The organism is Dactylosporangium sp. NPDC000244, assembly GCF_040300725.1.
Classification (GTDB): Bacteria; Actinomycetota; Actinomycetes; order Mycobacteriales; family Micromonosporaceae; genus Dactylosporangium.
In genome coordinates this window covers 1-23,690 of the sequence record NZ_JBEPEH010000003.1, presented here as the reverse complement: position 1 = coordinate 23,690, position 23,690 = coordinate 1, and the positions used below count along the sequence as shown (strand labels likewise).

Here is a 23,690-nt window from a genome sequence, read left to right as displayed (position 1 = left end):
TGTCAGGTAGGCGTCTCCGGCCTCACCGTGTTCGCTGATTGCGCCGGTTCGTAAGCCCTCACCAGGCAACGATGCCGTTTTCGTCGAAGAAGCCACCGGTCGGGCCGTCGGCCGGCAGGGTGGCAAGCCGGACCGGGGCGATCGCTCCTTGCTCCACGGTGCGGTCGCCTTGCGGAGACATGTCGGTACGCACGTAGCCGGGATTGACCGCGTTGACCTTGATCGGAGTGGACCGCAGCTCGACGGCGAAATGCACCGTGATGGCATTGAGCGCCGATTTCGACGTGTTGTACGCCAGCGTGTTCCATTCCGGTCGCCAGTCCGGGCCGCTGGTCAGCGTGAGCGATCCCGCACCAGAGGACATGTTCACGATCCGGCCGGCGTCCGCTTTGTGCAGCAAAGGCAGCATCGCCCGGATGACCGCGAAGACACCGAACACATTGGTCTCGTAGGTCCGACGCAGGATGGCGACGTCCAGGCCGCTGGGCGGCGCGTCGTCCAAGGCGACGGCAGCGTTGTTGACCAGCACGTCGAGCCGGCCGAAACGCTCCTCGACCGCGTTCGCCGCCGCATCGATGCTCGACTGATCGGTGACATCCAGCGGCAGGAACACCGCATCCAGTCCCTCCGCCTGAAGTAGCCGCACCGCCGCTTGGCCGCGCGTGGTGTCGCGCGCTGCGACCAATGCCGTATGGCCGAGCCTGGCCAGCTGTCGCGCGATCTCCAACCCGATGCCCTTGTTGGCCCCGGTCACGAGACTGACCTTCCCGGCGGCCGTGCTGGTTGTCATCCGTCCTCTTCCCATCCGTCACGAGCAAGACGTACTAGCGATACTTCCCCGGTTGGCCGAGACTCGGAGCATCTCGCGCGGTCATTCGGTCCTACCGCACCCGTGTGTCCCGGCAGGTCGCGGCGAGGACCGGGTACGGCTGTCACCGTCCGAGCGGGATGAAGGTCGGCTCGTCTGTGCCCTGCCGCAGCGCGATGATCTCGTCGCCGTCCGGCCGGATGTGCACCGAGCCGAACCGGCCGTTCGCCAACCGGATCGGGGTGTCGCAGGTCGTGATGCGGCACCTGTACAACCCGGCTTCGTCGCCCTGACCGGCGCTGATCACAAGTACACCCTCGTCGGTCATCGCCGTGTTCAGGGGCCATCGAAACCGCGCGCCGGGCACGGTGACCGTGCCGTTGATCCGGTCCTGCACCACGACCTGCCAGATCTCGTCCACGGCGACCGGTCCAGGCCGGGCATCGGGCATCGGCCCGGCGCACGGCGTTGCGCAAACATGGACGAAGAACCCGAGATACCGTCCGTGCGGCGACAGGGACACAGCCCGGGCCAACGATCGGGCCGCGCACCCCGCACCGCCGACCTCCGGCAGCGCGTCCGCGAGCCGCAGGGAACCGCCGGGCAACACGACGTCGATGTCCAGCGGATGCACCGTGGCTCCGGTCAGCGTCCCCAAGCCTGCGCAGCCCAAGGTGGTGTACTCGATCAACGCGGAGCGATCCGGCTCGGACCAGACACCCCCGCCGTACCCGGACAGCAGCGGCAGATTCGCGCTCGCCACCGCCGCAAGGGCCTGTCCCTGAAGGGTCAGCGGGTCGAAGGACACGAACGCGACGCGCGGGTCGTTCCCGCCGCACGACACGACCAACCCGATCTTCGGTGCGGCCAACGCGAAGATCGACATCACCGTCACGCCGGAGCAAACCCGACCGAGCGACACCGCTTGCAGGCGGCCACCACGAGGGCCCGTCCACAGCACGGCCGCCTCGTCGTACGCGTCGCGCACCAGCACCACATCCCCGGCCGACGTCCAGCCCACCGCCGTCACAGGGCCCCGATCACGACCAGCACACCCGCCGAGCAGCGCGAGCGTCAATCCCAGGGCTGACACCCAAGCAGCCCAGCGCACACCCATTGCGCGCACGCTACTCGACACTCGCGACGCGGGCGTGCAGGCGCCGGGGCGAACATGTGCAGGTTCGGTGGGCGGTCACTCACCACCGCTTACTGGATGGTGATCGTCCGTTTCTGCACGCCCCAAGCGTCGGCCTCGGCGCCCGGGAGCCACACGTCGACGATCTGGCCCTGGATCCAGGTGCCGATGTCGGCCGCGTAGCAGTAGCCGTACCCGTCGACCTTGAAGCGGGTCCCCCACGGGATGTAGCGGGTGTCGACCGCGCAGATGCCCAGCGCCGTGTTGATGCCGCTCGCGGTCTGGCCGGCGTCGTTGTAGGACGTGATCTCGTACTGGAACTGGGTTCCCGGGGTGAGCGCGTAGGGCTGGACGGCGCCGCTGTCGGCGAGGATGTACGGCTGGGACAGCGCGCCGGTGGAGGCGTCGCTGCCGTCGGAGCGCAGGGCCGCGATCGTGTAGTGCGCGTTGCGGCACGGGGCCGTGTCGGTCACGGAGAGCGTCGCCTGGCCCCAGTCGTCGACCCAGCCGACGGACTGGCTGTTGCGCCACACCCGGTACGCCGCGGCGCCCGTCACCCGGCTGAACGTGATGGTCACGCTCGAGCCGCTCAGGGAGCCGGTCACCGTGGACGGGGCGGGGAGCCGGCCGCTCAGGCTGATCATCGGGGCCTGGCTCGTCGCGTTGTGGCTCGGCCCGATGACCCGGGCCGGCGGGGTGACGGTGGACCAGAACGGGCAGGCCGCGAGGCTCGCGCCGGGACCCGTGCCGCCCGTCGGGCTGGTGGTCGGGCTGGTGGTCGGGCTGGTGGTCGGGCTCTTGGTGGGACTCGGGCTGCTCGTCGGCGACGGGCTCTTCGACGGCGATGGGCTGGTCGGTGGTGCCGTCGTACCGCCGCCGCCCGAGCCGCTCGTGAGGGCGAAGTCGTCGGCGTAGTACGTCGGCTGCCCGTACTACCCGTGCACGAACACCGTCACGCTCGTCGTGGTGGACGACGTCGTGAAGGACGTGGAGAGCTGCTGGAACGCCCCGCCGGTGGACGGGGTCCAGATGCTCGCGCCGGAGGCTCCGATGTACACGTAGCTGCCGTTCACCCACGCCGTCAGCGTGTACGTGGTGTTCGGCGACACCGGCACGGACTGGGTGCACTGGGCCGTGTCGGCGGCGCTGGGCGTGGCCTTCAGCGCGTACGTCCCGGAGTGGACGGTGCCCGTCGCCGCGCTCGCGGTGCCGCTGCACGTCCACCCGGACAGGCCGGACTCGAAGCCCGGATCGCCGACGGCGTTCGTGCCGGCGCTGGCCGGCAGCACCATCGCGGAAATCGCCACCACGGCGGCCGTGACGCACCCGGCGCCGATCGCCAGACCTCTCCACCTACGCATGCATTGATGAGAGTGGTTCGGTCGCCTAATGTCAAGGTTTGTTAACTATTCCTTCAGGGTGCGACTAGAACACCCGCAGCCGGCCGGTGCCGTCCACGCCGCAGGGCCAGTGGCCGGCGGCGAACCAGGTCCAGCGCCGCTCGAGCCCGGCCGGGACGGCCCAGCCGAGGGCGAGGAAGCCGGCGATGGTCGCCGCGGTCTCGGCCGCGTCCCACACGCAGACGTTCGGCAGGTGGTAGTAGTCCTCGGCGTCGTCGTAGGGCACGGCCCGGCGGGCGGCGGCGAGCACCTCGCGCCGGGCGCGCTCGACCAGCCCGGTGACCTCGGCCCGGCCGTGCGTGCGGGCCTCGAGCTCGATCGCGTCGGCCCAGCCCTGCTGTTGCTCGTCGGGCTCGGGTGAGCAGTCGTCCCAGCCGGCCAGCCGCACGCAGGTGTCGTCCCGCGCGGAGGGCCGGCCGAGTTGCGTGAACCACGGCAGGCGTACCGCCCCGGCGATGAACTCCGCGGCCTTCGGCGACACGGCGAACGCCGGGCCCGGTTCGGGCGTCTCGGTCCAGTGGTGGACGCGGCCACGGCTCGTCGCGGCGATGGATCGCCCGTCCGCGCCGAACGCGAGCGCGTCCACCCAGCCGACCGGCCCGCGCAGCGTCACCGGCCCGCCGCCGTCGACCGGCCAGATGCGGACGGTCTCGTCCTGCCCGGCGAACGCGATACGGTCCCCGGTGGGCGAGAACGCGGCCGCGAGCTGGAAGCCGCCGACCGGGAACCAGGCCGCGACCGTCAGGTCGCTCACCCGCCACAGCGCGGCGCCAGCCTTGTCGCAGCCGCTGGCGAGCAGCCCGCCGTCGGGCGAGAACGCGACCGAGCACGTGGGCCCGGCGAGCCCGGCGATCTCCCCCAGCTTCGCCCCGCTCTCGACGTCCCACAGCGCCAGGTCGTCGAAGCTGCGGGTGGCGAGGGTGCGCCCGTCGGGCGAGAAGGCGACGGCCTGGACGAGCCGCCGGTGCGCGGCGATCGTGCGCAGCAGGGTCGACCTTGCCGTGTCCCAGATCTCGGCCGTCTGGTACTTCCCGACCGCGCGCAGCCGCCCGTCCGCCGACACCGCGACCGGCTCGCCGCGAGGGCCGGCCGGATCGGGCTCGGTCCACGGGATCGCTGCGGGCCGCCAGGACATCCGGGGCCCTCACACGTCCCGGTAGCCGACGGCGGCCGAATGCGTGGCCGCCACCGCGTGGTAGTTCCAGCGGCGCAGCGCCTGCAGGATCTTCGCGGCGCCCGGCGGGTTGGCGGAGTGCACGTAGACGGTGCCGACGTCGAAGGGGGCGCCGTCGAAGGCGGCCCGCTCCAGTTCCTCGACGACGGGCCAGATGGTGTCGTCGCCGCCCAGGTCGTGATCGAGCCAGAGCTCGTCGATGCGCTCGTGACGGTACCGACGCAGCAGCCCCAGGCCGGCGAGGCTCGTGCGCGCCACGTGCGCCGGGGCGGGGTCGAGGAAGTCGCGCAGGTCGTCGACGAGCAGCCTCATGCGGCACCGGTGGTGGCATACAGCAGCGGCAGCCACACGTCGTCGACGATCTCGTCGATGACCTCGGGCGGGACCGGGCGCAGGGTCATCAGCATCTCGTGGCGGAGCAGGTCGAACGGCAGGTTCACCACGCGGGGCGAGCGCGGCGCGGCCGGCAGGTCGCCGCGCTCCACGGCGCGGGCCACGAGCCGCTCGAACGGCGTGGCCAGGCCCGGCGGGCGCATCGCGGCACGCAGGTCGCTGAAGCTCTGGCCGGTCTCGCGGAAGTAGTCGACCAGCAGCACGCTCACGAGGGTGATCCACTGGGAGCGCGAGCCGTCGGCGTTGCGCAGCACGCCGACGGCGTCGTCGCGGAGGCTGCCGGTGTCGGGCACCGGGATCGGCGTCGCGGTCCAGTGCTTGCGCAGGGTCGCCAGGAGCAGGTCGTCACGCTGCGGCCAGCGCCGGTACAGCACCGGCCGGCTCGTCCCCGCCCGCGCGGCGATCGCCTCGAAGGTGAAGCCCTCGTAGCCGTGCTCGTTCAGCACCTCCCACGCCGCCTCGAGGATCGCGTCCTCGAGATCGGCGCCGCGTCGACGCGTTTTAAGGTGCACTTGCGTATCTTAACATGCCGCCGTACCGTCGGTTAGGTACACACGCGTATCTTAAGGTGGCTCCGATGACCGACCGAACCGCCATGCGCACCGCCGTCGCCGTCCTCGTGGGCGCCGTGGCGGTCATCCTCGACTCCACGATCGTCAGCGTGGCCCTGCACGAGCTCGGCGGCGACCTGCACGCCGGCGTGGGCACCATCCAGTGGGTCTCCACGGCCTACCTGCTCGCCCTCGGCGTGGTCATCCCGCTCGTCGGCTGGCTGCAGAGCCACCTCGGCGCGAAGCGGCTGTGGATGGCCGCGCTGACGGTGTTCCTGCTCGGCTCGGTGCTGTGCTCGTTCGCCTGGGACGCCCCGAGCCTCATCGCGTTCCGCGTGGTCCAGGGCCTCGGCGGCGGCGTCATGATGCCGCTGCTGACCACGATCGTCATGCAGGCGGCGACCGGCCCGGACCGCGCGCGGCTGATGAGCACCGTCGCGCTGCCGGCCGCGGTCGGACCGATCCTCGGACCCGTGATCGGCGGGCTGATCCTCGGCGTCGGCGACTGGCGCTGGCTGTTCCTGGTCAACGTGCCGCTGTGCCTGGCCGGCCTGTTCCTGGCCTGGCGGATGATCCCGGCCGACGGCCCGGCCCGCCGTGCCCCGCTGGACGCCGTCGGCCTGGTCCTGCTGTCCCCGTCGCTGGTCGCCCTGCTGTGGGGCCTGTCCAACGTGACCAAGCCGGGCGGCTTCGGCCGCGCCGACGTCCTCGCGCCGCTCATCGCCGGCGCCGCGCTGCTGGTCGCGTTCGTGCTGTGGGCGCTGCACCGCCGGGGAGCCGCGCTCGTCGACCTCGAGGTGCTGCGCTCCCGCCCGACGTGGGCCGCCTCCGCGCTGATGTTCCTCTCCGGCGCGTCGCTCTACGGTGCGATGCTGCTGCTGCCGTTGTACTGGCAGCAGCTGCGCGGCACCGACGCGCTGGGCGCGGGCCTGCTGCTGATCCCGCAGGGCGTCGGCTCGCTGCTGAGCCGGAGCGTCGCCGGTCGGCTGATGGAGCGCTTCAGCGCCCGCTCGGTGACCGTGCTCGGGTTCCTGCTCGTCGGGCTCGGCACCGTACCGTTCGCGTTCGCCGGCGCCCACACGGCGACCTGGTGGCTCCTGGCGACGCTGTTCGTGCGGGGCCTCGGCATGGGCATCGTGATGATCCCGCTGATGACGGTCGCGTTCGTCGGCCTCGGGCGCGAGCAGGTGCCGCACGCGAGCACCGTGACCCGCATCGCGCAGCAGGTCGGCGGCTCGGTCGGGGTGGCGCTGCTCGCCGTCATCCTGGCCACCTCGGCCACCCGCACCGGCTCGCTCGCGTCCGCGTTCGACATCGCGTTCTGGTGGACCGTCGGCTTCACCGGCATCGCGCTGGTGCTCGCGTTGCTCCTGCCCGGCCGGAGCGGCACCCAGGCCGGAGCGGACGCCCGGCCGGTGCCGGTCGCGGCCGGCGCGGGTCGAGCCTGAACGGCGAACTGCCCGGCCGGGCGAACGCCGGCCGGGCAGTTGCGATGACTCAGGCCGTGCCGGTCGCGGCCTCCGCCGGGACGGGCTCGGGGTGAGTGGTGTGCGGGTCGATCGGGTGGGTGCGCTCGAGCTTCGCGCCCTCCACGTCGACGTCGGGCAGGATGCGGTCGAGCCACTTCGGCAGCCACCAGGCCGACCGGCCCAGCAGGTGCATCGCGGCGGGGATGAGCAGCATGCGCACGACGAAGGCGTCGACCAGCACGCCGAAGGAGAGCCCGAAGCCGATCGGCCGGATGGTCGCAGACTCCGAGAAGATGAAGCCGGCGAACACGGCGATCATGATGATCGCCGCCGCGGTGACGACCGCCCGGCCGGCGTGCAGGCCGCGGCGCACGGCGAGGCGGGCCGGGGCGCCGTGGACGTACGCCTCCCGCATCCCCGAGACCAGGAACAGCTGGTAGTCCATGGCCAGGCCGAACAGGATGCCGATCTCGATCGTCGGCAGGAAGCTCAGCACCGGCGACGGGTCGTGCACGCCGAAGATCCCGCCGAGCCAGCCCCACTGGTAGATCGCGGTCAGGCCGCCGAACGCCGCCAGCAGCGACAGCACGAAGCCGGCGGTGGCGGTCAGCGGAACCAGGATCGACCGGAACACGAAGATCAGGATGATCAGCGAGAGTCCGACGACGAGCGCGAGGTACAACGGCAGGACGTCGGCGAGCTTCTGCGACACGTCGATGTTGCCGCTGGCGTTGCCGGCCACGCCGAGCTCGACCTTCCCGGCCTCGACGCTCAGCGGTGACGCGGCGCGCAGGTCCCGCACGAGCTGCGCGGTGGACTCGCTGGACGGCCCGTCCTTGGGCACGACCTGGAACGCGGCCACGGTCCCGTCGTCGGACGCGCCGATCGGAGCGACCGCGACCACGTCCCGCTGGGCGGCGAGCTTGGCGCCGATGGCCGCCTCGATCGCGGTGAGGTCGGTGCCGGTGGGCTTGCCGGGCAGGTGGGCGACCACGAGCAGCGGCCCGTTCACGCCGGCCCCGAACTCCCGCTCGACCGTCTTGTAGGCGCGGTACTGCTGCGAGTCCTCCGCCTCCGCGGAGCCCACCGGCAGCCCGAGCCGCATCGACATGGCCGGGATCGCGATGACCCCGAGCACGAGCACCCCGGCGATGAGCGTGAGCACCGAGCGGCCCGTCGACATCGTGGTCTGCGGCACGGCCGGCAGCGCGGAGGCCTCGCCGATACGGCGCCGCTCCTTGCGGCTGAGGATCCGCAGGCCCACGAGCGACAGCAGCGCCGGGGTGAGTGTGATCGCGACGAGCACGGCTACGGCGACGCAGACCGCGCCGACGGTACCCATGAGTCCCAGGAACGGGATCCCGGTGACGTTGAGGGCGAGCAGCGCGACGAGCACGGTCGAGCCCGCGAACACCACGGCGTTGCCGGAGGTGCCGTTGGCCAGGCCGATCGACTCCCCCATCTCCACGCCCTGTTTGAGCTGGCGCCGGTGCCGGTTGAGGATGAACAGCGCGTAGTCGATGCCCACGGCCAGGCCGAGCATGACGCCGAGCACGGGCGTCACCGAGATCATGGTGACGACGTCGGAGAACGACAGCGCGGCGAGCACCCCGACGCCGACGCCGAGCAGCGCCCCGAGCAGCGGCAGGGTGGCGCCCAGCAGCGTGCCGAGCATCACGAACAGCGCGATCGCGGCGATGACGACACCGACGACCTCGCCGGGCCCGAGCACGCTCGGCACGGTCTGCGCGATGTCGTTGGAGACGTTGACCTCGACCCCGTCGATCTTCGCGTCGGCGGCCTTCTGGACGATGTCGTCCTTGACCTCCTTCGGCACCTCGTACGTCGGGGTGTCGAACTGCACGACGCCGACGGCCGCGGAGCCGCTCTTGGACACCGTGCGCAGCTCCTTGGCCAGGTCCATCAGCTGCGCGCCGACCTCGAGCTGCTTGCCCTGCGCCTCGAGCTGGGCCCGGCCGTCGTCGATCTGCTTCTGACTGGCCTGCAGCTCCTGCTTCTTCTTGTCGAGCTGCTGCTGCTGGCCCGCGAGCTGGGCCGAGCCGGGCGACTGCGCCTTGGCCGCGTCCAGCTGCTGCTGGGCGGCTTCGAGCTGCTGCTTGCCGGTGTCGAGCTGCGCCTGACCGGCGTCGAGCTGCTGCTTGCCCTGGGTGAGCTGGGCCCGCCCGTCGGTGATCTTCTGCTGCTGGGCGTCGCGCTCGGTCTGGGTCTGGAACGGGTCGGTGGTGCCCTTCACGCCGGGCTCGCCGCCGAGGTCCTTGAGCAGCGCGGCGATGCCCGCCTTCTGCTGGTCGGTGAAGGCCGAGCCGGAGGTGGTGGCGAACACGACGGTCCCGCTGCCCCCGCTCGCCTTCGGGAACTTCGCCGCGAGCTCGTCGGCCACCTTGCTCGTGGGCGTGCCGGGGATCGTGATCGCCCCGGACAGCGAGCCGTGGAACAGCGCGTAGGCGCCCCCGGCGAGGCCGATGACCACGATCCAGGTCGCGATCACCACCCAATGGCGGCGGGCGCTGAAACGCCCGAGCCGGTACAACAGTTCGGCCATGGCCGCGGTATTCCTTTCAGGCAGGCAGATATCCGTTGCGGATGTTGTCGAGAAGCCGGGTGAGCAGGTCGTCCCACACCGCCCGGGACTCGTCGTCGAGGGCGGCGCCGGTCATCGCGATCCAGCGGCCGGCGATCACGGTCATGCCGCTCATGAGCGAGTTGATGAGCAACTCGACGTCGAGCGGGTGGGCCCCGGGGTACCGGCGCGTGACCTCGGCCGCGAGCGCGCCCCCGGTCCGCCGGAACGCGGTGTGTGTGAGCATCGGGGAGCGAGCGTCGTCCTCGAAGGCCACGCCGACGATCGCGGTCACGGAGACGATCACCGCCGCGAGGTCGGCCGCGCGCAGGGTCCGGGCGAGCTCGTCGAACATGGAGGCCCGGCTGCCGTCGCCGACGGGCGCGGCCGCGACCTGCGCGAGGAAGTCGTTGATGACGACGGAGAGCACGTTGGTGCCGAGCGTGAGCAGCACGTCGTCGAGGGAGGCGAAGTGGTTGAAGACGGTACGGCGGGCGACGTCGGCCCGGTCCGCAAGCTCGTCGACGGAGAAGTGCGCCCCGCCCCGCTCGTCGATGAGGCTCCGCGCGGCATCCAGGATGGCCGCGCGGTGGCGGGCCTTGAGCGCCTCCCGCCGTCCCCCATGATCACTCACGTCCGCTTACACTAGGTGCAACGATGCACTGGGTGCAACTCAGTAGGCGAAGACGAGGCGCATCTCATACCCGCAACCACATTCTCGCGCGGCAAACGGGCGGCCGTAGGCCGTTCTCAGACTGCCCGGACCTCGGCGAGGCGCCTGGCCGAGTACTCGTCGTCCCAGCACACGGCGGCCTCCCACGCGGCCGACGCCTGCCCGGCGATGTCGAGCGCGCCGTCGTCGAGGCCGGCGGCGTTGCCGGGCAGCACGAGGTCGAGGTCGGGGACGTCGACGTGCGACTCGTCCCAGTCGATCAGCGCGACCCGGCCCGCGGTCACCCGGACGTTGCCCGGGTTGGTGGGGTTGCCGTGCACGACGCACGTCTGACGTCCGGCGAGCCGCGCCCACGCCGCCCGGCATCGCGCGACGCCCTCGGGGGGCATCGCGCCGAGGTCGATCTTCGTCCCGGTCTCGGCGTGCAGGAGGTCGGTCGACGAACGCCAGCCCGGCCGCTGCGGCCAGCCCCGCGTCAGGCGATGCAGCTCGCGGAGCGTGGCCGCCACGCGACGCCAGTCGTCCTGCGTCTCGGGCGGTCCGCCGTCCACGTAGCTCATCACCACCAGACCGTCGGCGAACTGCCGGCCGTCGGTGGTGGGGATCGGGACCGGAACGGTCAGCCCCGCCCGGTCGAGGTGCTGGAGGAGCCCGGTCTCCCAGGCGAGATCGGCGTCGCTCCGGGTGCCGAGCCGGCCGACCGCGAGCCGCCCGTCGACGCGCACGCTCCACACGTCGTTGGCGACGCCGCCGGTGAGCGGTTCGAGGCGAGTGGCGTCCTCACCCCATCGCCGGAGTGCTTCCCATCCCACTCGGCACAGCTTATTCGGCGCTCTCCACGGTGGCGGTCGCGGTGGCCGGGGCGGTGGCCAGCACGACCGCGGCGGCCGTGGTGGCCAGGACCGCGAGCACGGCGGCGGGGGCCCAGCCCGCCCGGACCGTGTCGTGCAGGACCGCGACCCCCACCACGGACGGCACCACGACCTCGGTGATCCACAGCACCGCGGTCACCGGCCCGACCTGCCCGTACTGCAGGGCGAACGCGTACAGCAGCGTCCCGGTGACGCCGAACACGGCCAGGGCCCACGTGAGCGGCTCGGCCAGCAGCGAGCCGGCGATGGCGAGGACATCGCGGTGGGCGGGCACGGGCAGGGCCCGCGCACACAGCGCCGCTCCCCCGTAGGCGAGCCCGGCCAGCGCGGCCGCGGCCGGCCGCAGCGCACGGGTCGCGAGCCATCCACCGCCCGCGAGCACGGCCGCCGACGCCACCAGGCCCCACCGCAGCGCCGCGGACGGCCGCACCTCGTCCTGGGGCCCGGCGGCCGCGGCCACGACAGCCAGCGCCAGGATCGTGACCACGACCGCCGCCGCGTCCCGCGGACGGATGCGAGCGGCCAGGAACAGCCGGGCGGCGACGACGGTCACCGCGAGGGAGCCGGCCAGGACGGCCTGGACCTGGTAGACCGGCAGGGTCCGCAGCGCGACGAGGGAGGCGAACCAGGCCAGCAGGTCACACGCGAGGCCGGCCAGGTACAGGGGGTGGCCCAGGGCGCGCAGGGTGTCGCGGCTGCGCCGGGCGCCGGCCGCCTGGGCGATCGAGCCGATGCCGTAGCCGAGCGCGCCGGCCACGGCGAACGCCAGCGCTATCACGGTCGTCCACGATATCCCGGACGGTGTCAGCGCAGTGGCGGTTCCGTGTCAGGGCGGCCCGCGATCGTTCTCACCATGACACAGCAGCAGCAGTACTGGGTTCCGGTCGACGACACCGAGCTGTACGTGACCGACACCGGCGGCCCCGGCCTGCCGGTCGTCTACCTCAACGGCGCCTACGCCGACCAGTCGCACTGGCGCCACGTCGTCGCCGGGCTGGGCGACGGCTACCGGCACATCCGCTACGACGAGCGGGCCCGCGGCAAGTCCAAGCGCTCGGCCGACTACTCGTTCGAGGCCTGCCTGCGCGACCTCGACGCCGTCCTCGCCGCCCGCGAGGTCGAGCGGGCGATCTTCGTCGGCTGGTCCTACGGCGGCGTCCTGGGCTGGCACTGGGCGGAGCGGAACCCGGAGCGGGTCGTCGGCCTGGTGACGGTCGACGCGTTCCCGGTCGGGCTGACCGGCCCGGAGGGCGCCGCCCGCATCCGCAAGCTGTTCCGCCGGATGCGGCTGCTGCTGCCGATCACCGCCCGGCTCGGCATGGGCGCGCGGATGAGCGCCGACGAGCACGCCGACGTCAACATCGAGCTCAACGAGATCGGGGCGGCCAGCGGGCCGGTCCTGGAGCGGCTGACCCGCCCGGTGCGGTTCGTCCTGGCCACCGGGGACAGCCTCGGCAGCCAGGACGGCGAGATGGACGAGGGCCGGTCGACCCTCGACCCGATCGTCGCCCGCAACCCGAACATCAGCATCAGTGCCCGGGTCGCGAGCAACCACTCCAAGATCCTCAGTAAGGACTCCCCCGCGGTCGTCGCCGCGGTGCGGGACCTCGATCAGTTCCAGTAGGCCGTCGACCAGTCGTCGCTGGACCAGTAGTGGCCCGACCAGTAGTGCCCGGACCAGTAGTGGCCCGACCAGTAGTGCCCGGACCAGTCGGGGTCGGTCCAGCTCGACGCGCCGTTCCACGGCTTTCCGGACCAGGTCGCGGCGGCCCACGTCTTCGACGCCCAGGAGGTGCCGGTCCAGCTGTCGCCGGCGACGCGGTAGCCGAGCCAGGTGCCACCCGACCAGGCGGTCTGGGCGGCGCTCTTCGGGGCCCACGCGGGCGTGCTGATCGGCCCCCACACGGTGTTCTCGCCGCTGAGCGTCACGTTGTCGCGGACCACGTGGCTCGGGCCGCGGGCGCCCTCGAGCGCGCCGGTCCCGCTGGACCGGTTCCAGCCCGACGCCCAGGTGTTCTGGCTGGTCAGGGCCGCGCCCAGGTTGAGCTCACCGACGTTGCGGGCGTTGGCCAGGCCGGAGGTGTTGCTGACCGAGGTCTTGAGCACGGTCTTGACCTGGTCCGGGGTCAGCGTCGGGCGGGCCTGCAGCAGCAGCGCGATCGCCGCCGAGGTGACCGCGGCCGCCTGGGAGCTGCCGCTGCCGCGCACAAGGGTGGTGCCGACCTTCGCCGACGGGTAGGACAGGTCGACGTTGGAGCCGGGGTCGGCCAGCGAGAGGATCGACTCGCCTGGGGCGATGAAGTCGGGGCGGCGGTTGTTGCCGCCGACCGTCGTGAAGCTGGCGAAGTCGTCGTCGGTGGCGATCGTGGTGCCCTTGGTGGTGGCGGCGCCGACCGCGATGACCGCCGGGTCGCTGGCCGGGTCGGTCAGGGTGAGGTCGCTGTTGCCGCCGTTGCCGCCGGCCGCGACCACGACGATGCCCTTGAGCCAGGCCTGCTCGACCGCGAACTGGACGGGGTCGCTCCACGACTCGGGGGTGCCGCCGGTGCCGTACGAGAGATTGAGCACGCGGATCGGGTTCGCCGGGTCGTCGTTGCGGTGGGCCACGACCCAGTCGACGGCGGCGACGATCTGCGACACGTCGACGGCGCCGTTGGCGGTGCCGACCTTGATCGAGGTCAGCTTCGCCTTCGGGGCCAGCCCGACAGTCCCGGTCGCGGTGTCATTGCCGACGATGATGCCGGCCATGTGGGTGCCGTGGCCGTACGTGTCGAGGTAGCGCAGGTCCGGGGACTGCGACTCGAACGAAAGGTCGGGCCCGTTGACGATCTGCGACGCGGGCAGCCCGGCGACGGGGGCGACGCCGGTGTCGATGAGCGCGACGCCGACTCCGGCGCCGGTCAGGGTGGCCGCCGTACCGGTGGAGGCGTTGATGGCCGCGCGAACCGTCGCGAGGCTCGTGCCTGTGCCGCTCGAGCTGCCGCCGAGCCAGGCGCTGGACGCCCACCCGGCCGCGTCGCTGATGGGGTGGGTCGGTGCCGCGGCCGCGCCGAGTCCGGCGACGGCCGCAGCGGTGGCCGCGACGGACGCGACGATCCGTCGCCGCTTTGCCCTCGATGGCATGGGGTGCTCCGTTCCCGCCGCTTCCATGCGGCGACGGGTTCCACCATGCCGGGCCTTGGTTGCCAGGCCAGGGGTCGCGGGCCGGGTCTGCCCGCTCGGCCGCCGGTCCTGCCCGACCACCCGACGCGATGTCGTCCGGTCCCCGCCGAACCGCACCCGGCCCGCACCCGGCCGGGTCCCGCCCGGTGACACAAGTCGGTTGCAGCGGATCGTGTGCGTCATCGCGTCCAGTCAGGTTGTGGAGGGCATCGGGTTGGGACGCATGGCGGCATTCGATGAGTTCGTGCGGGCGCGCGGCTCGGTCTTGTTGCGCTTTGCCTACGTGCTGACCGGCGATCGCGGCCTGGCTGAGGATCTCGTTCAGAACGCCCTGGTCAAGGCGTACCTCCGCTGGGATGGACGGGCGGCCATCGAGCGGCCGGAAGCGTACGTGCGGCAGATCATCGTCAACGAGTTCGTGAGCTGGTGGCGGAGGCGATCCAGTCGGGAGGTCGTCGGGCCGGTTCCGGATCGTTCCGACGGTGATCACGCGGAAGGCGTGACGGAACGGGCACGGATACGGCGCGTGTTGTCGCAACTGCCGCGAAGACAGCGGGCCGTCCTGGTCCTTCGGTACTACGAGGGACTTCCCGATCGGGAGATCGCGAATCTCCTGGGGTGCGCTGAGGGCACCGTGCGCAGCCTCGCCACCCGGGCATTCAGCACGCTACGAAGCCACCCTGAGCTAGGTGACGAGATCGAACGCACGACGGCGCGGCGGGAGGATCGGCAGTGAGTCGGTTGGAGGAATTTGTCCGGCAGGCCCTCGTGGAGCAGGGCGATCAGGCGCCCGACGACACGACGTTGTTGGTCGTCGTCCGTAGGCGGGCGCTGCGCCGATACCGACGCCGCCGGTTTGCCGCTGTCCTCGGCATCGCTGTACTGGTGCTTGCCGCGGGTGCCATCACGAACCGTGCGTTCGTCACCGGAGACGGAGATCCCGCCGCAACCGCTTCGTACGACGCGACCAAGCCCGTCGCGCTGGTCACGAACGGATCCTGTGCCGGGCTGTCGGTCACCGCGGTCAAGCCTCCCACCACCGCCGGCGGCCCCACCACGCCGCTCGCGCATATTCAGCCCGGCGGCGGCGGGAACCTCGTCACCATGCCCGGGAACTCGATGATATTGCTGCAGGCCGAGGGGCCGTGTGCGGCACAGCTGCGCTTTCACCCCGACGGCATCTTCCTTCAAGGGCCGGGGCCGTCCGGGGACTGGAACTTCACCGACGGAATCGGACTGGTCGTGTCGCACGACCAGATCGGCCGGACTCGCATCGACCTGTACCTCGACTGCATCGAACCGGCCGAGTGCGGACCGCGAAACACGCCCTTGGCGGTGATCACCGTCGACGTTACGGCTCCATCGGTCGCACCGATGACCCATTTGCCGAGGGCGAGCTGACCTGGGCTCGCATACGGAACTGCTCCCATCGAGGTGCGGCGACGTGATCCGCGAACAGCGCGCTGTGTGGCTTGGCTGATTCGCCGTTTAGGGCGAGTCGTTCCGGGAAGCCGCTCCGTACGCTGAACAGCGTCAGTCGTCGATCAGCCCGCCAATACGGAGCCTGCCGTGAGAGTCGACACCGATCGGCGCGTCGGCCGCAAGTTCAGCATGGTCGTTCTCCAGCCGACGACCCGTTGTTCATGGAATTGCGACTACTGCTACCTGACCACCCGCGATCAGCGACTCGAGATGACCCCTGGCGTGGCGGACGGGGTGGCCCGTGGCATCGAAGCCCAGGACCGCGCCGATCCGGTGACCGTCGTATGGCACGGCGGCGAGCCCTTGTCGTTGCGCAGGGAACGGTTCGAACGGCTGCTCGTGCCGTTCGAACCGCTGCGCGCCGCCGGACGCGTGCGGCACTCCGTCCAGACCAATGCGGGCCTGATCTCCACCGAGTGGTGCGAGCTGTTCTCGCGTCACGGATTCAGCATCGGCGTGAGCGTCGACGGCCCGGAATGGGCGAACGCGCATCGGCGGGACGCCGGGGGCCGCCCCGCCTTTCACCGGGCAATGCGCGGCCTGGACACACTCAAGCGCCACGGCCTGCGGTTCACGGTCATCGCCGTCGTGACGGCCGAGACGATCGGCCGTGCCGATGAACTGGTGGACTTCTTCAACGACCTCGGCGCCGACCGTGTCGGCTTCAACATTGAGGAGTTCGAGGGCGCGAACAGACGGGAGCCGGTCATCACCCGAGCCGCCGTCGAACAGTTCTGGGCGTCGTTGTTCCGGCGCCGCGCCCAGGGCATGGAATTCCGGGTGCGTGAGATCGAGCGGCTGCTGTCATACCTGCGTGTAGCTCGCACCGGCCGGATGCCGTCGAATCGCAAGTACGAGCCGATTCCCACCGTTGCCTGGAACGGCGACACAGTGCTGCTGTCACCCGAATTGGCCGGCATTCAGGACGAGGCGTACGACAACTTCGTGATCGGCAACGTGGCCCGGGAACTCCTACCGGCCATGCTCGCGCAGGCCCATGATCGACGGTACGTCGCCGAATTCGAGTCGGCCCTGAGCGCGTGCGCGGCGACCTGCGAGTTCTATGACTTCTGCGGCGGCGCCCAGGCCGGAAACCGGTACTTCGAGCACGGCACGTTCGACATCGCCGAGACCACCTACTGCGTCAATACCCAGCAAGCGCTCGTGACCGCGTTGCACTCGACAGTGTCTAAGGAGTCGCCGTGACCATCCTGGAACAGCTCATCTCGTCGCCCTCAGCAGCGCTGCTGAACCTCCTGGACGAAGACCTCGCGGGCGAAGCCGAGGCCATGACCGATCCGTCCTGGGGGGACTTCTCCAACGCACCACCGCCGCCGGCGTGGAACAACTGGAACGACTGGACCAACTGGGGCAACTGGACCAACTAGCGGAGGTCGCGGCTGAGTGGTCGACGTCTACGTCTGCGGATCGGGTGTACGCCTGCCGGATCACCTGACCATCGAGGTGCTGCGGGCGCTGGACGCCTGCAGCACGATCTTCAGCATCTGGCCGGACGGCTATCAGGTTCTGCTGCCGGAGGGGTTGCGCGCCCGGTTCCGTAGTCTCATGCCCCTCTACCGGCCGGGCGAGCTGCGCGACGATACCTATGCCCTCCAGGTCGATGCAATCGTGTCGGCCGCGCGGGCAGATCCGCCTGTCGCCTACCTCACGCCGGGCAACCCGATGGTCTTCGACAGCGTCGCACAGGGCCTCCTCGCCGCTGGTGATCGGCTCGGGCTGTCGATCGAGATACTCGCCGGCGTCTCCTCGATCGACACGATCCTGGTCGACCTGCGCCGGGACGCGGCTCCCGGTCTGCAGATCTATGAGGCGAGCACGCTGCTCATCTATCAGCTGCAGCCGCGTACCGACATCGCTTGCCTGCTCATGCAGCCCAATGCCTTCGGCACGGTGTTCGTGGCCAGCGACCGGCAACCGACCGCGCTCGCACTGCGGCCCCTGCGCGACTACCTGCTGCGCTTCTACCCCGCCGAGCACCTCGTGTGGTACGTCTCGTCAAGCATGGCCGGGTCTCGCGAGCCGCAGCTCGACTGCTTCGTCCTGGGCGACCTCGGCGGCACCGAGTCCGCGCCGCAGGAGCCGGGCCGCTCCCTGTATCTCCCGCCGGCCCGGCCGCTCGCCATCGACGCACAGTACGCCGATGGCCTGGCCGACCCGCGACGCCTTACCGAGCCGTACCGTCGTCCTTCGCCGCCGTAGCCGCCGCCGACCGCCACGCGACCAGGTCGTCACGAATTGCGCGTGTGTCAGGATGCGCCACCCCGAGCACTCGCTCGCAGTCCGCGAGCACCGTCTCCAGCGCGGCCACCGCGCCGGCAACGTCGCCCGCCCGTGCGGTCCACTGGGCCATGGCACGCCGCGTGGCCAGCGTGTCCGGGTGGTCCGCGCCGAGCAGCCGCGACCGATCGGCGAGCAGTGTCCGAAGGTCGGTCGTCGCGGCAACGACGTGCCCGGCGTTGCCGCGCCACCAGGCGAGGGTGAAGCGGGTCACCAAGGTGTCGGGGTGGCCGGGCCCGAGCACCCGCAGCTGATCGACGAGCAGAACCTCGGACGCCGCGACCGCCCCCTCGACCTCACCGGTCGCCCCGCGCCAGTGGATGAGGCAGTGACGGGTCGCCAGAGTGGCGGGATGATCGGGGCCGAGCACTCGAAGACGATCCGCCAGCAGCGCCTCGAACGCGGCCACGGCCCCCGTGGCGTCTCCGGCCCGTCCGAGCCACCAGGCGAGACTGCTCCGTGCGGTCAGGGTCGCCGGGTGATCGGGACCGAGGATCCGCAGCCGGTCGGTCAGCAGTGTCTCAAACTCCGCCACAGCTCCAGCCACGTCGCCTGATGTGCCGCGCCACCAGGCCAGCGTGTGGCGGCTGGAAAGGGTATCGGGATGGTCGGGGCCAAGGACTCGCAGCCGGTCGGTCACCAGCACCTCGAACGCTGCCGTCGCCGTGACGGGGTCGCCGGCATTCCCCAGCCACAGGGCGCCGTCATGGCGGTTGGCCAGGGTATCGGGATGGTCGGGGCCGAACACCCGAAGACGGTCGGTCAGCAGTGCCTTGAACGCGGCCGCGGCGCCCGCAGCGTCGCCGGACTTGCCGCGCCACCAGGCCACGCTGTGTCGGCTGGTCAGTGTGTATGGATGGTCCGGACCGAATACGCGCAACATGTCGTCCCGGTGCCGCTCGAAAGCCCGCGCGGCGCCAGCCGGGTCTCCGGCCTCCCCTTGCCACCGGGCGACGTTGTGCTGGGCGATGAAGGAGAGCCGGTGATCCGGGCCGAGCCGGTCGACGGCCGTGGCGTGCAACTGGTCGAAGTAGGCGCGCGCGGCGTCGACGAGTCCGACGTTGCCGAGGCCGCGACCGAGCTGCAGCAGCAGCTCATGAGCGCCACCACAAACCGTCCACAGGAGCGGGTCGGCCGCCGAGCGCAGGGCCATGGCATTGGCCCGAAGCGCCTGCGAGTAGGCGGTGTCCCGTTCCAGGACGGGCCACAGTTCCATCAAGGCATCTGCCGCGGCGCGGACCGCGGCGGTGAGATCGTCAGCGGCCTCGCGAGCGGCTCGTGCGGTCAGGGCGTGTATTCGGACGGCGCGCGTGGGGTCTGAGCTGGTGTGGGTGAGCAGGCCGTAACGGTGTAGCCGCCGGACCGCCATCCGCGCCTGACCGGCGCTGACCGACGTTCCTGCGGAGCGCGTCCGGTGCGCGGACAGGTAGCCGGTGACCGCAGAGGTGGCCCACATCGCTTCGGGGTGACCGGCCGGGTCCAGCAGCGATGCCAGCAACAGCGTCGGCCGGGCCAGCCCGTCAACGGCGGACGCGGCGGCATCCGAGCCGAGCGCGTCGGCCGCGTCCAGACCAAGCAGCAGCGTGACGGCCACCGGCCGGCCGTACCCGTCCGGATCGATGCTGGCGGGCATGAGCTCGGACAGGCGCTGCCGGCCGCCGCGGTAGCGGGCCAGGTACCGCGCGCAGGACTCTTCCTCGTTAATCATGAACGCGGCGGCGTGCGACAGCGCCAGCGGCAGTTGGCCCAGCTCCCGGGCCAGCTCCGGGGCCGCCCCGTCGAGCAGGCCCTGCCGTCCGGCCTCGGACAGCCGATCGGCCAGATACGCCGCCGACTCCTCCACCGCGAACACGTCAATGTCGATCTTGTAGCGTCCCGAGCCGATCACGGTGGCGTCCTGCAACCGGGTGGTGACCAGGGTCCAGCCGTTCGGCCGCGACGGTGGCCACCAGTCCGCCAGCTGCGCCGGGCTGGTGACGTCATCCAGCACGACCAGCCAGGACCGGTCCGTGCTCAGCAGCCACTCCCGAAACGCCACCGCGTCGGCCATGGCGTCACCGCCCGTGACACCCGGAGCCACCACCCGCCCGCCGGCCCTCGCGTACGTCGCGATGACCTGTTCCGCGCTGTCCGCCGGCACCCACACCACAAGATCGAGGCCCGGATCGCTGATCGCCTCATGGGCGAACCAAGCCGCCAGCTGCGACTTGCCGACGCCGCCGTGACCAGCCAGAAGCCCGGTCCGCCGCCGAATCCGTCCGCCGTCGGCCAGGATCACATCGGCGCCGGCGTTCCGCGCAGCCTCGACCCGCTCCCGCAGCAGCCGACGGGGCTGGAATGCCGCGGCCAGCTCCGGCACCATGCCGACACACAACGGCCAAGCCACTGATGCCGCTACAGCCACCCGGTCCACGGCGGCGCCCGCGCTCGGTCCGCCGATCACCACCACCAGTGCGGCCTGGCCGACGCCGACCAGACCCGCGAAGCCGGCGTCGTTGAGCAGCTCCGCCACAGGCACCGCTTCCAGACGCGACGCCTCGAACCCGGTCGGATCGTCCACCAGCACACCGAGAACCTGACGGCCGTCGCCGGTCAGCACCGCGGCCCCGGACAGGCCCGACCACGGTGACCCGCCTCCGGCCCGTTCATACGGCAGCGAGCTGATGACGTTGATCGCATACCGGCCGATGCGGCGTCCGGTGGCGGGCATGATGAACCCGGCCAGATGCTCCTCGACGCGACGACCGTCGGGGGTCTTCTGCACCCTCGGGTAGCCGATCGCGGTGCACGACACCGGCTGCGTGCCCGACAGCGTGGCCCACCGGGTGTGGATACCGTCCCAGCGCCGAACAGGTACACGAACCAACGCGGCGTCAAGCGTCGCGTTACGCCACACGACAGCGCCACGGAACTGCTCGCCGCCACTGGCGACAACCTCGACCGCCGAACCGTCCGCGACGACGTGCGCCGCCGTCAGTACCAGATCGGGGGTGACGGCAAATCCTGAACCGCGCCCGCCAGTTGCGCTCGACACCTCAACAACCCTGGCGTGCACGTCGTCGATCACGAGCCCGTCATGCATCGCTCAGCTTCAGCTTGCCGCCGGCGCCGTTGAGCTCAGGTTTGAGCACGAGCTTGACGACATGCGTGGCGCTGGACGCGTAGTCGACGCCACCGCCGACCGTGACGACAGTCCAAAGCCCCGCCTTGGCCTCGCCCTTACGGGTGGTGGACACGACCACCTGCAGTTGCACCTCGACGCTCTCACACGAAAGCAACAAGTCCTGGCCTTGAGCCCGGTCGACCGCTTCCGTCAGCTGTTCGCGCAGGCTCTCCAGCGCGTCGGCCAGCAACAGTTCACCGCGCAACAAGCCACCCTGAGCCAGCTTCTCCCCAGCCTCCACATCGACCTTCATATCTTATTCGAACGCGGATATCAGCAGCCGTTCAGACACCGCCGAACCGCCTCTGGGCGCACTTTGCAAGCCGGCCGGGAGGCGGCGTCCCATCCGGTTGATGTGAGCCCATTCAGCCTGGCCGTCGCACGTTGGGAGCCAGCCGTTCTCCGGCCGCGAGATCGTCGCGCCAATAGCGGAAGACAAGGCCGGCCACGATTTCGACGGCCGCTGCGGCTCCAGACGCAGTACACCGACGTGCGGCGGCGCCTCGCGGCCGCCCCGGTGCTGCTGGTCGGTCCGCCCGGGGTCGGCAAGACCGCGCTCGCGCTGCACGTCGCCCATCGGGTGCGCGGCGACTACCCCGACGGGCAGCTCTACGCAAACCTGCAGGGGTACTCCGTCACCCCGCCCCTCGCACCGGCGGTGGTACTGGCCCGGTTCCTCGGCGCGCTGGGCGTGCCCCCGGCCCAGCTGCCGGCCGACGATGAACAGCTGATCAGTCTGTACCGCAGCGTCGCCGCCGACCGCCGGCTGCTGATCGTGCTCGACAACGCGGCCGAGCCCGGCCAGATCCGCCCGCTGCTGCCCGGGCACCCCCGGCTGCGGCGTGATCGTCACCAGCCGGGACCACCTGCGCGGGCTGGTCGCGCTGGACGGTGCCGCCCCGGTGCCGCCGGCGCCGCTGGACGCCGGGCCATCCCACGCGATCCTGGGCACCGAGCGGGTCGCGGGTGAGGCGGACGCGGTGGCCGACGTCATCGCCCAGTGCGCCCGGCTGCCGCTCGCGCTGCGCATCGCCGCGGCCAACCTGCGGGCCAACCCGTACCTGCCGATCGCCGAGTACGCGGCGTCGCATCACGCCCTGGGCGACGCGACGCGGGCGCGCACCGAGTCCGCGGCGGCGGTCGACGGCCTCACCGCGACCGCCGCCGCGGACCTGGCCGAGGCGACGGCGCCGGCGCGCTCGTAACGCGGCTCGGGCCTGGGCGGCTGTACGGCTGAACCGCGCAGGCTTTTAATCCGGCCAGGATCGGGAAGGCTGCGGATCCCGGCGCGTCGAAGGGAGACGGCAGTGGCCAAGCGACGCAAACTCGTCCGCACCTCACCCGATCGCATCTTCGCGGTCCTGGCCGACGGCTGGACGTACGCCAGCTGGGTGGTCGGCGCGTCCCACATCCGGGACGTCGACGAAGCCTGGCCCGCGGCCGGGACCCGCCTGCGCCACCAGGTAGGGCCCTGGCCACTGCACATCACGGACGTGACCTCGGTGCGGGCGGTGATCCCGGGCCAGATGCTCGAGCTGCACGCCCGGGCGTGGCCGCTCGGCGCGGCGACGGTACGGCTGGACCTCGAACCGGTCGAGGCCGGCACCCGGGTGACCCTGACGTACGACCTCACCGAGGGGATCGGCCGGTACCTCCCGCGCCGGGTCCAAGCGGCGCTGCTCGGCCCGCGCAGCGCCGAGATGCTGTCCCGGCTCGCCGACATCGCCGTCCGGCGGCGGACCCCGGCCGTCTACCCCGGCGGATAAGCCCGTACACCCTTCGGGGCTCGGGCGCCGCCCACGTCATGGCGGCCCGAGTCAGTGCCTGCCGGAGTTCATGGCGCGTTCGGCGGCCTGCCGGGTGGCGTCGTCGAAGAGGACAAGACGTACCCGCTCAATGCCCGGCGGCAGCGTCCGCAGTTCGGTCAACGCCTGGATGACGGCGTCCTCCTTCGGCCAGCGGTACACGCCGGACGAGATCAACGGAAACGCGACCGACGTCGCGCCGAGTCCGGCCGCGACCGTCAGCGAGTTGCGGTAGCAGTCGCGCAGCAGCGCCGAGCGGTCCTCGGTGGCGCTCCACACCGGCCCGACGGTGTGGACGACCCAGCGCGCCGGGAGCCGGCCCGCGGTCGTCGCCACGGCCTGCCCCACCGGCAGTCCCCGCCCGTACCGGCTGGCCCGCAACGCCCGGCACTCCTCCAGGATCGCCGGACCACCCTTGCGGTGGATCGCGCCGTCCACCCCGCCGCCGCCCAGCAGCGACGAGTTCGCGGCGTTGACGATCGCGTCCACCCGCTCGGCGGTGATGTCCCCCGTGACAAGCTCGATCTCCACGCCCGACATCATGTCAAGATGTGGGTCAGTTGGCCGGCACCGCGCCGCCCGCCTGCCAGGTGGTCCAGGCCACGTTCCAGTCGCCGTACCCGTCCCAGGTCGGCATCGTCGGGCCACCGGTGTTGGTGTAGGTGATCGGGTCGCCGACCTGGGCGAAGTCGAAGTACGACTTGGCGTTGGCCTCGGTCAGGTT

Annotated in this window: 26 protein-coding genes; 10 read left to right on the top strand and 16 right to left on the bottom strand. The window is 71.4% G+C overall.

The annotated features are described in order from the left end of the window. Positions 1–58: 58 nt before the first annotated feature. The 3 genes from ABT369_RS04920 to ABT369_RS04910 all read right to left on the bottom strand — a co-directional run bounded on the left by ABT369_RS04920 (position 59) and on the right by ABT369_RS04910 (position 2,521). Complete coding sequence (locus ABT369_RS04920) at positions 59–805, bottom strand: SDR family oxidoreductase (protein ID WP_502891705.1); 747 nt, start codon at positions 803–805, stop codon at positions 59–61. 127 nt (positions 806–932) lie between these two features. Beyond that, positions 933–1,925 carry a hypothetical protein gene (locus ABT369_RS04915; protein WP_350610365.1) on the bottom strand — a complete coding sequence of 331 codons (993 nt, stop codon included), beginning with the start codon at positions 1,923–1,925 and terminating at the stop codon, positions 933–935. Positions 1,926–2,014: 89 nt separating this feature from the next. Next, the gene (locus ABT369_RS04910; RefSeq protein WP_350610364.1) at positions 2,015–2,521 is read right to left on the bottom strand and encodes a 3D domain-containing protein; all 507 of its coding nucleotides are present in this window, start codon (positions 2,519–2,521) and stop codon (positions 2,015–2,017) included. Between ABT369_RS04910 and ABT369_RS04905 the strand changes: the two genes are divergently transcribed. Next, a complete protein-coding gene (locus ABT369_RS04905; protein WP_350610363.1) occupies positions 2,514–2,858 on the top strand; it encodes a hypothetical protein in 345 nt (114 codons plus the stop codon). The two genes, ABT369_RS04910 and ABT369_RS04905, sit on opposite strands and share 8 nt — an antisense overlap. Positions 2,859–2,875: 17 nt before the next feature. On the opposite strand, the gene ABT369_RS04900 is transcribed toward ABT369_RS04905, so the two are convergent. The 4 genes from ABT369_RS04900 to ABT369_RS04885 all read right to left on the bottom strand — a co-directional run bounded on the left by ABT369_RS04900 (position 2,876) and on the right by ABT369_RS04885 (position 5,422). Further along, a complete protein-coding gene (locus ABT369_RS04900; RefSeq protein ID WP_350610362.1) occupies positions 2,876–3,304 on the bottom strand; it encodes a carbohydrate binding domain-containing protein in 429 nt (142 codons plus the stop codon). Positions 3,305–3,368: 64 nt separating this feature from the next. Continuing rightward, entirely contained in the window at positions 3,369–4,478 is a 1,110-nt protein-coding gene (locus ABT369_RS04895) for a WD40 repeat domain-containing protein (RefSeq protein ID WP_350610361.1), read from the bottom strand. Between the two features lie 9 nt (positions 4,479–4,487). After that, the gene (locus tag ABT369_RS04890) at positions 4,488–4,829 is read right to left on the bottom strand and encodes a cyclic-phosphate processing receiver domain-containing protein (RefSeq protein WP_350610360.1); all 342 of its coding nucleotides are present in this window, start codon (positions 4,827–4,829) and stop codon (positions 4,488–4,490) included. Next, a complete protein-coding gene (locus tag ABT369_RS04885) occupies positions 4,826–5,422 on the bottom strand; it encodes a TetR/AcrR family transcriptional regulator (RefSeq protein WP_350610359.1) in 597 nt (198 codons plus the stop codon). Before ABT369_RS04885 ends, ABT369_RS04890 begins: the two co-directional genes overlap by 4 nt. A 65-nt stretch (positions 5,423–5,487) precedes the next feature. Between ABT369_RS04885 and ABT369_RS04880 the strand changes: the two genes are divergently transcribed. Further along, a complete protein-coding gene (locus ABT369_RS04880) occupies positions 5,488–6,909 on the top strand; it encodes an MDR family MFS transporter (RefSeq protein WP_350610358.1) in 1,422 nt (473 codons plus the stop codon). 49 nt (positions 6,910–6,958) lie between these two features. On the opposite strand, the gene ABT369_RS04875 is transcribed toward ABT369_RS04880, so the two are convergent. The 4 genes from ABT369_RS04875 to ABT369_RS04860 all read right to left on the bottom strand — a co-directional run bounded on the left by ABT369_RS04875 (position 6,959) and on the right by ABT369_RS04860 (position 11,834). Beyond that, entirely contained in the window at positions 6,959–9,493 is a 2,535-nt protein-coding gene (locus ABT369_RS04875; protein ID WP_350610357.1) for an MMPL family transporter, read from the bottom strand. A gap of 16 nt (positions 9,494–9,509) precedes the next feature. Continuing rightward, the gene (locus ABT369_RS04870; protein ID WP_350610356.1) at positions 9,510–10,145 is read right to left on the bottom strand and encodes a TetR/AcrR family transcriptional regulator; all 636 of its coding nucleotides are present in this window, start codon (positions 10,143–10,145) and stop codon (positions 9,510–9,512) included. A 116-nt stretch (positions 10,146–10,261) separates the two neighbouring features. Beyond that, on the bottom strand, positions 10,262–10,996 hold the full coding sequence (locus ABT369_RS04865; protein ID WP_350610355.1) for a phosphotransferase enzyme family protein: 735 nt from the start codon (positions 10,994–10,996) through the stop codon (positions 10,262–10,264). A 10-nt stretch (positions 10,997–11,006) separates the two neighbouring features. Further along, on the bottom strand, positions 11,007–11,834 hold the full coding sequence (locus ABT369_RS04860; RefSeq protein WP_350610354.1) for a hypothetical protein: 828 nt from the start codon (positions 11,832–11,834) through the stop codon (positions 11,007–11,009). A 75-nt stretch (positions 11,835–11,909) separates the two neighbouring features. Here ABT369_RS04860 and ABT369_RS04855 point away from each other — a divergent pair, with 75 nt between their 5' ends. Further along, on the top strand, positions 11,910–12,680 hold the full coding sequence (locus ABT369_RS04855) for an alpha/beta fold hydrolase (protein WP_350610353.1): 771 nt from the start codon (positions 11,910–11,912) through the stop codon (positions 12,678–12,680). Here the strand turns inward: ABT369_RS04855 and ABT369_RS04850 are convergent. Further along, on the bottom strand, positions 12,668–14,179 hold the full coding sequence (locus tag ABT369_RS04850; protein ID WP_350610352.1) for a S8 family serine peptidase: 1,512 nt from the start codon (positions 14,177–14,179) through the stop codon (positions 12,668–12,670). The two genes, ABT369_RS04855 and ABT369_RS04850, sit on opposite strands and share 13 nt — an antisense overlap. A gap of 199 nt (positions 14,180–14,378) precedes the next feature. On the opposite strand from ABT369_RS04850, the gene ABT369_RS04845 reads away from it, so the two are divergent. From ABT369_RS04845 to ABT369_RS04825, 5 genes are all read left to right on the top strand, one after another. Continuing rightward, on the top strand, positions 14,379–14,954 hold the full coding sequence (locus ABT369_RS04845) for a SigE family RNA polymerase sigma factor (RefSeq protein WP_350610351.1): 576 nt from the start codon (positions 14,379–14,381) through the stop codon (positions 14,952–14,954). Beyond that, positions 14,951–15,619 carry a hypothetical protein gene (locus ABT369_RS04840; RefSeq protein ID WP_350610350.1) on the top strand — a complete coding sequence of 223 codons (669 nt, stop codon included), beginning with the start codon at positions 14,951–14,953 and terminating at the stop codon, positions 15,617–15,619. The genes ABT369_RS04845 and ABT369_RS04840 overlap by 4 nt, the downstream gene beginning before the upstream one ends. Before the next feature lie 168 nt (positions 15,620–15,787). Next, positions 15,788–16,906 (top strand): cyclophane-forming radical SAM peptide maturase AmcB, encoded by a 1,119-nt coding sequence (amcB, locus tag ABT369_RS04835; RefSeq protein ID WP_350610349.1) that lies wholly within the window; start codon positions 15,788–15,790, stop codon positions 16,904–16,906. Then, the gene (locus ABT369_RS04830; RefSeq protein WP_350610348.1) at positions 16,903–17,088 is read left to right on the top strand and encodes a hypothetical protein; all 186 of its coding nucleotides are present in this window, start codon (positions 16,903–16,905) and stop codon (positions 17,086–17,088) included. The genes amcB and ABT369_RS04830 overlap by 4 nt, the downstream gene beginning before the upstream one ends. 16 nt (positions 17,089–17,104) lie before the next feature. Continuing rightward, positions 17,105–17,920, top strand: coding sequence for an SAM-dependent methyltransferase (locus tag ABT369_RS04825; RefSeq protein ID WP_350610347.1), 816 nt, complete (start codon positions 17,105–17,107; stop codon positions 17,918–17,920). Here ABT369_RS04825 and ABT369_RS04820 read toward each other — a convergent pair. The 3 genes from ABT369_RS04820 to ABT369_RS04810 are packed head-to-tail and all read right to left on the bottom strand — an operon-like array spanning position 17,886 to position 22,014. Next, on the bottom strand, positions 17,886–21,080 hold the full coding sequence (locus tag ABT369_RS04820) for a tetratricopeptide repeat protein (protein WP_350610346.1): 3,195 nt from the start codon (positions 21,078–21,080) through the stop codon (positions 17,886–17,888). The genes ABT369_RS04825 and ABT369_RS04820 overlap by 35 nt on opposite strands. Further along, positions 21,073–21,414, bottom strand: coding sequence for a trypco2 family protein (locus ABT369_RS04815; protein WP_350610345.1), 342 nt, complete (start codon positions 21,412–21,414; stop codon positions 21,073–21,075). Before ABT369_RS04815 ends, ABT369_RS04820 begins: the two co-directional genes overlap by 8 nt. 3 nt (positions 21,415–21,417) lie before the next feature. Next, positions 21,418–22,014 carry a hypothetical protein gene (locus ABT369_RS04810; RefSeq protein WP_350610344.1) on the bottom strand — a complete coding sequence of 199 codons (597 nt, stop codon included), beginning with the start codon at positions 22,012–22,014 and terminating at the stop codon, positions 21,418–21,420. On the opposite strand from ABT369_RS04810, the gene ABT369_RS04805 reads away from it, so the two are divergent. Continuing rightward, positions 22,004–22,366, top strand: a complete 363-nt coding sequence (locus tag ABT369_RS04805; protein ID WP_350610343.1) for a hypothetical protein — start codon at positions 22,004–22,006, stop codon at positions 22,364–22,366. The two genes, ABT369_RS04810 and ABT369_RS04805, sit on opposite strands and share 11 nt — an antisense overlap. Positions 22,367–22,468: 102 nt before the next feature. After that, entirely contained in the window at positions 22,469–22,927 is a 459-nt protein-coding gene (locus tag ABT369_RS04800) for an SRPBCC family protein (RefSeq protein WP_350610342.1), read from the top strand. Positions 22,928–22,978: 51 nt separating this feature from the next. Here the strand turns inward: ABT369_RS04800 and ABT369_RS04795 are convergent, their stop codons facing one another. Further along, a complete protein-coding gene (locus tag ABT369_RS04795) occupies positions 22,979–23,497 on the bottom strand; it encodes an O-acetyl-ADP-ribose deacetylase (RefSeq protein WP_350610341.1) in 519 nt (172 codons plus the stop codon). Positions 23,498–23,690: the final 193 nt, after the last annotated feature.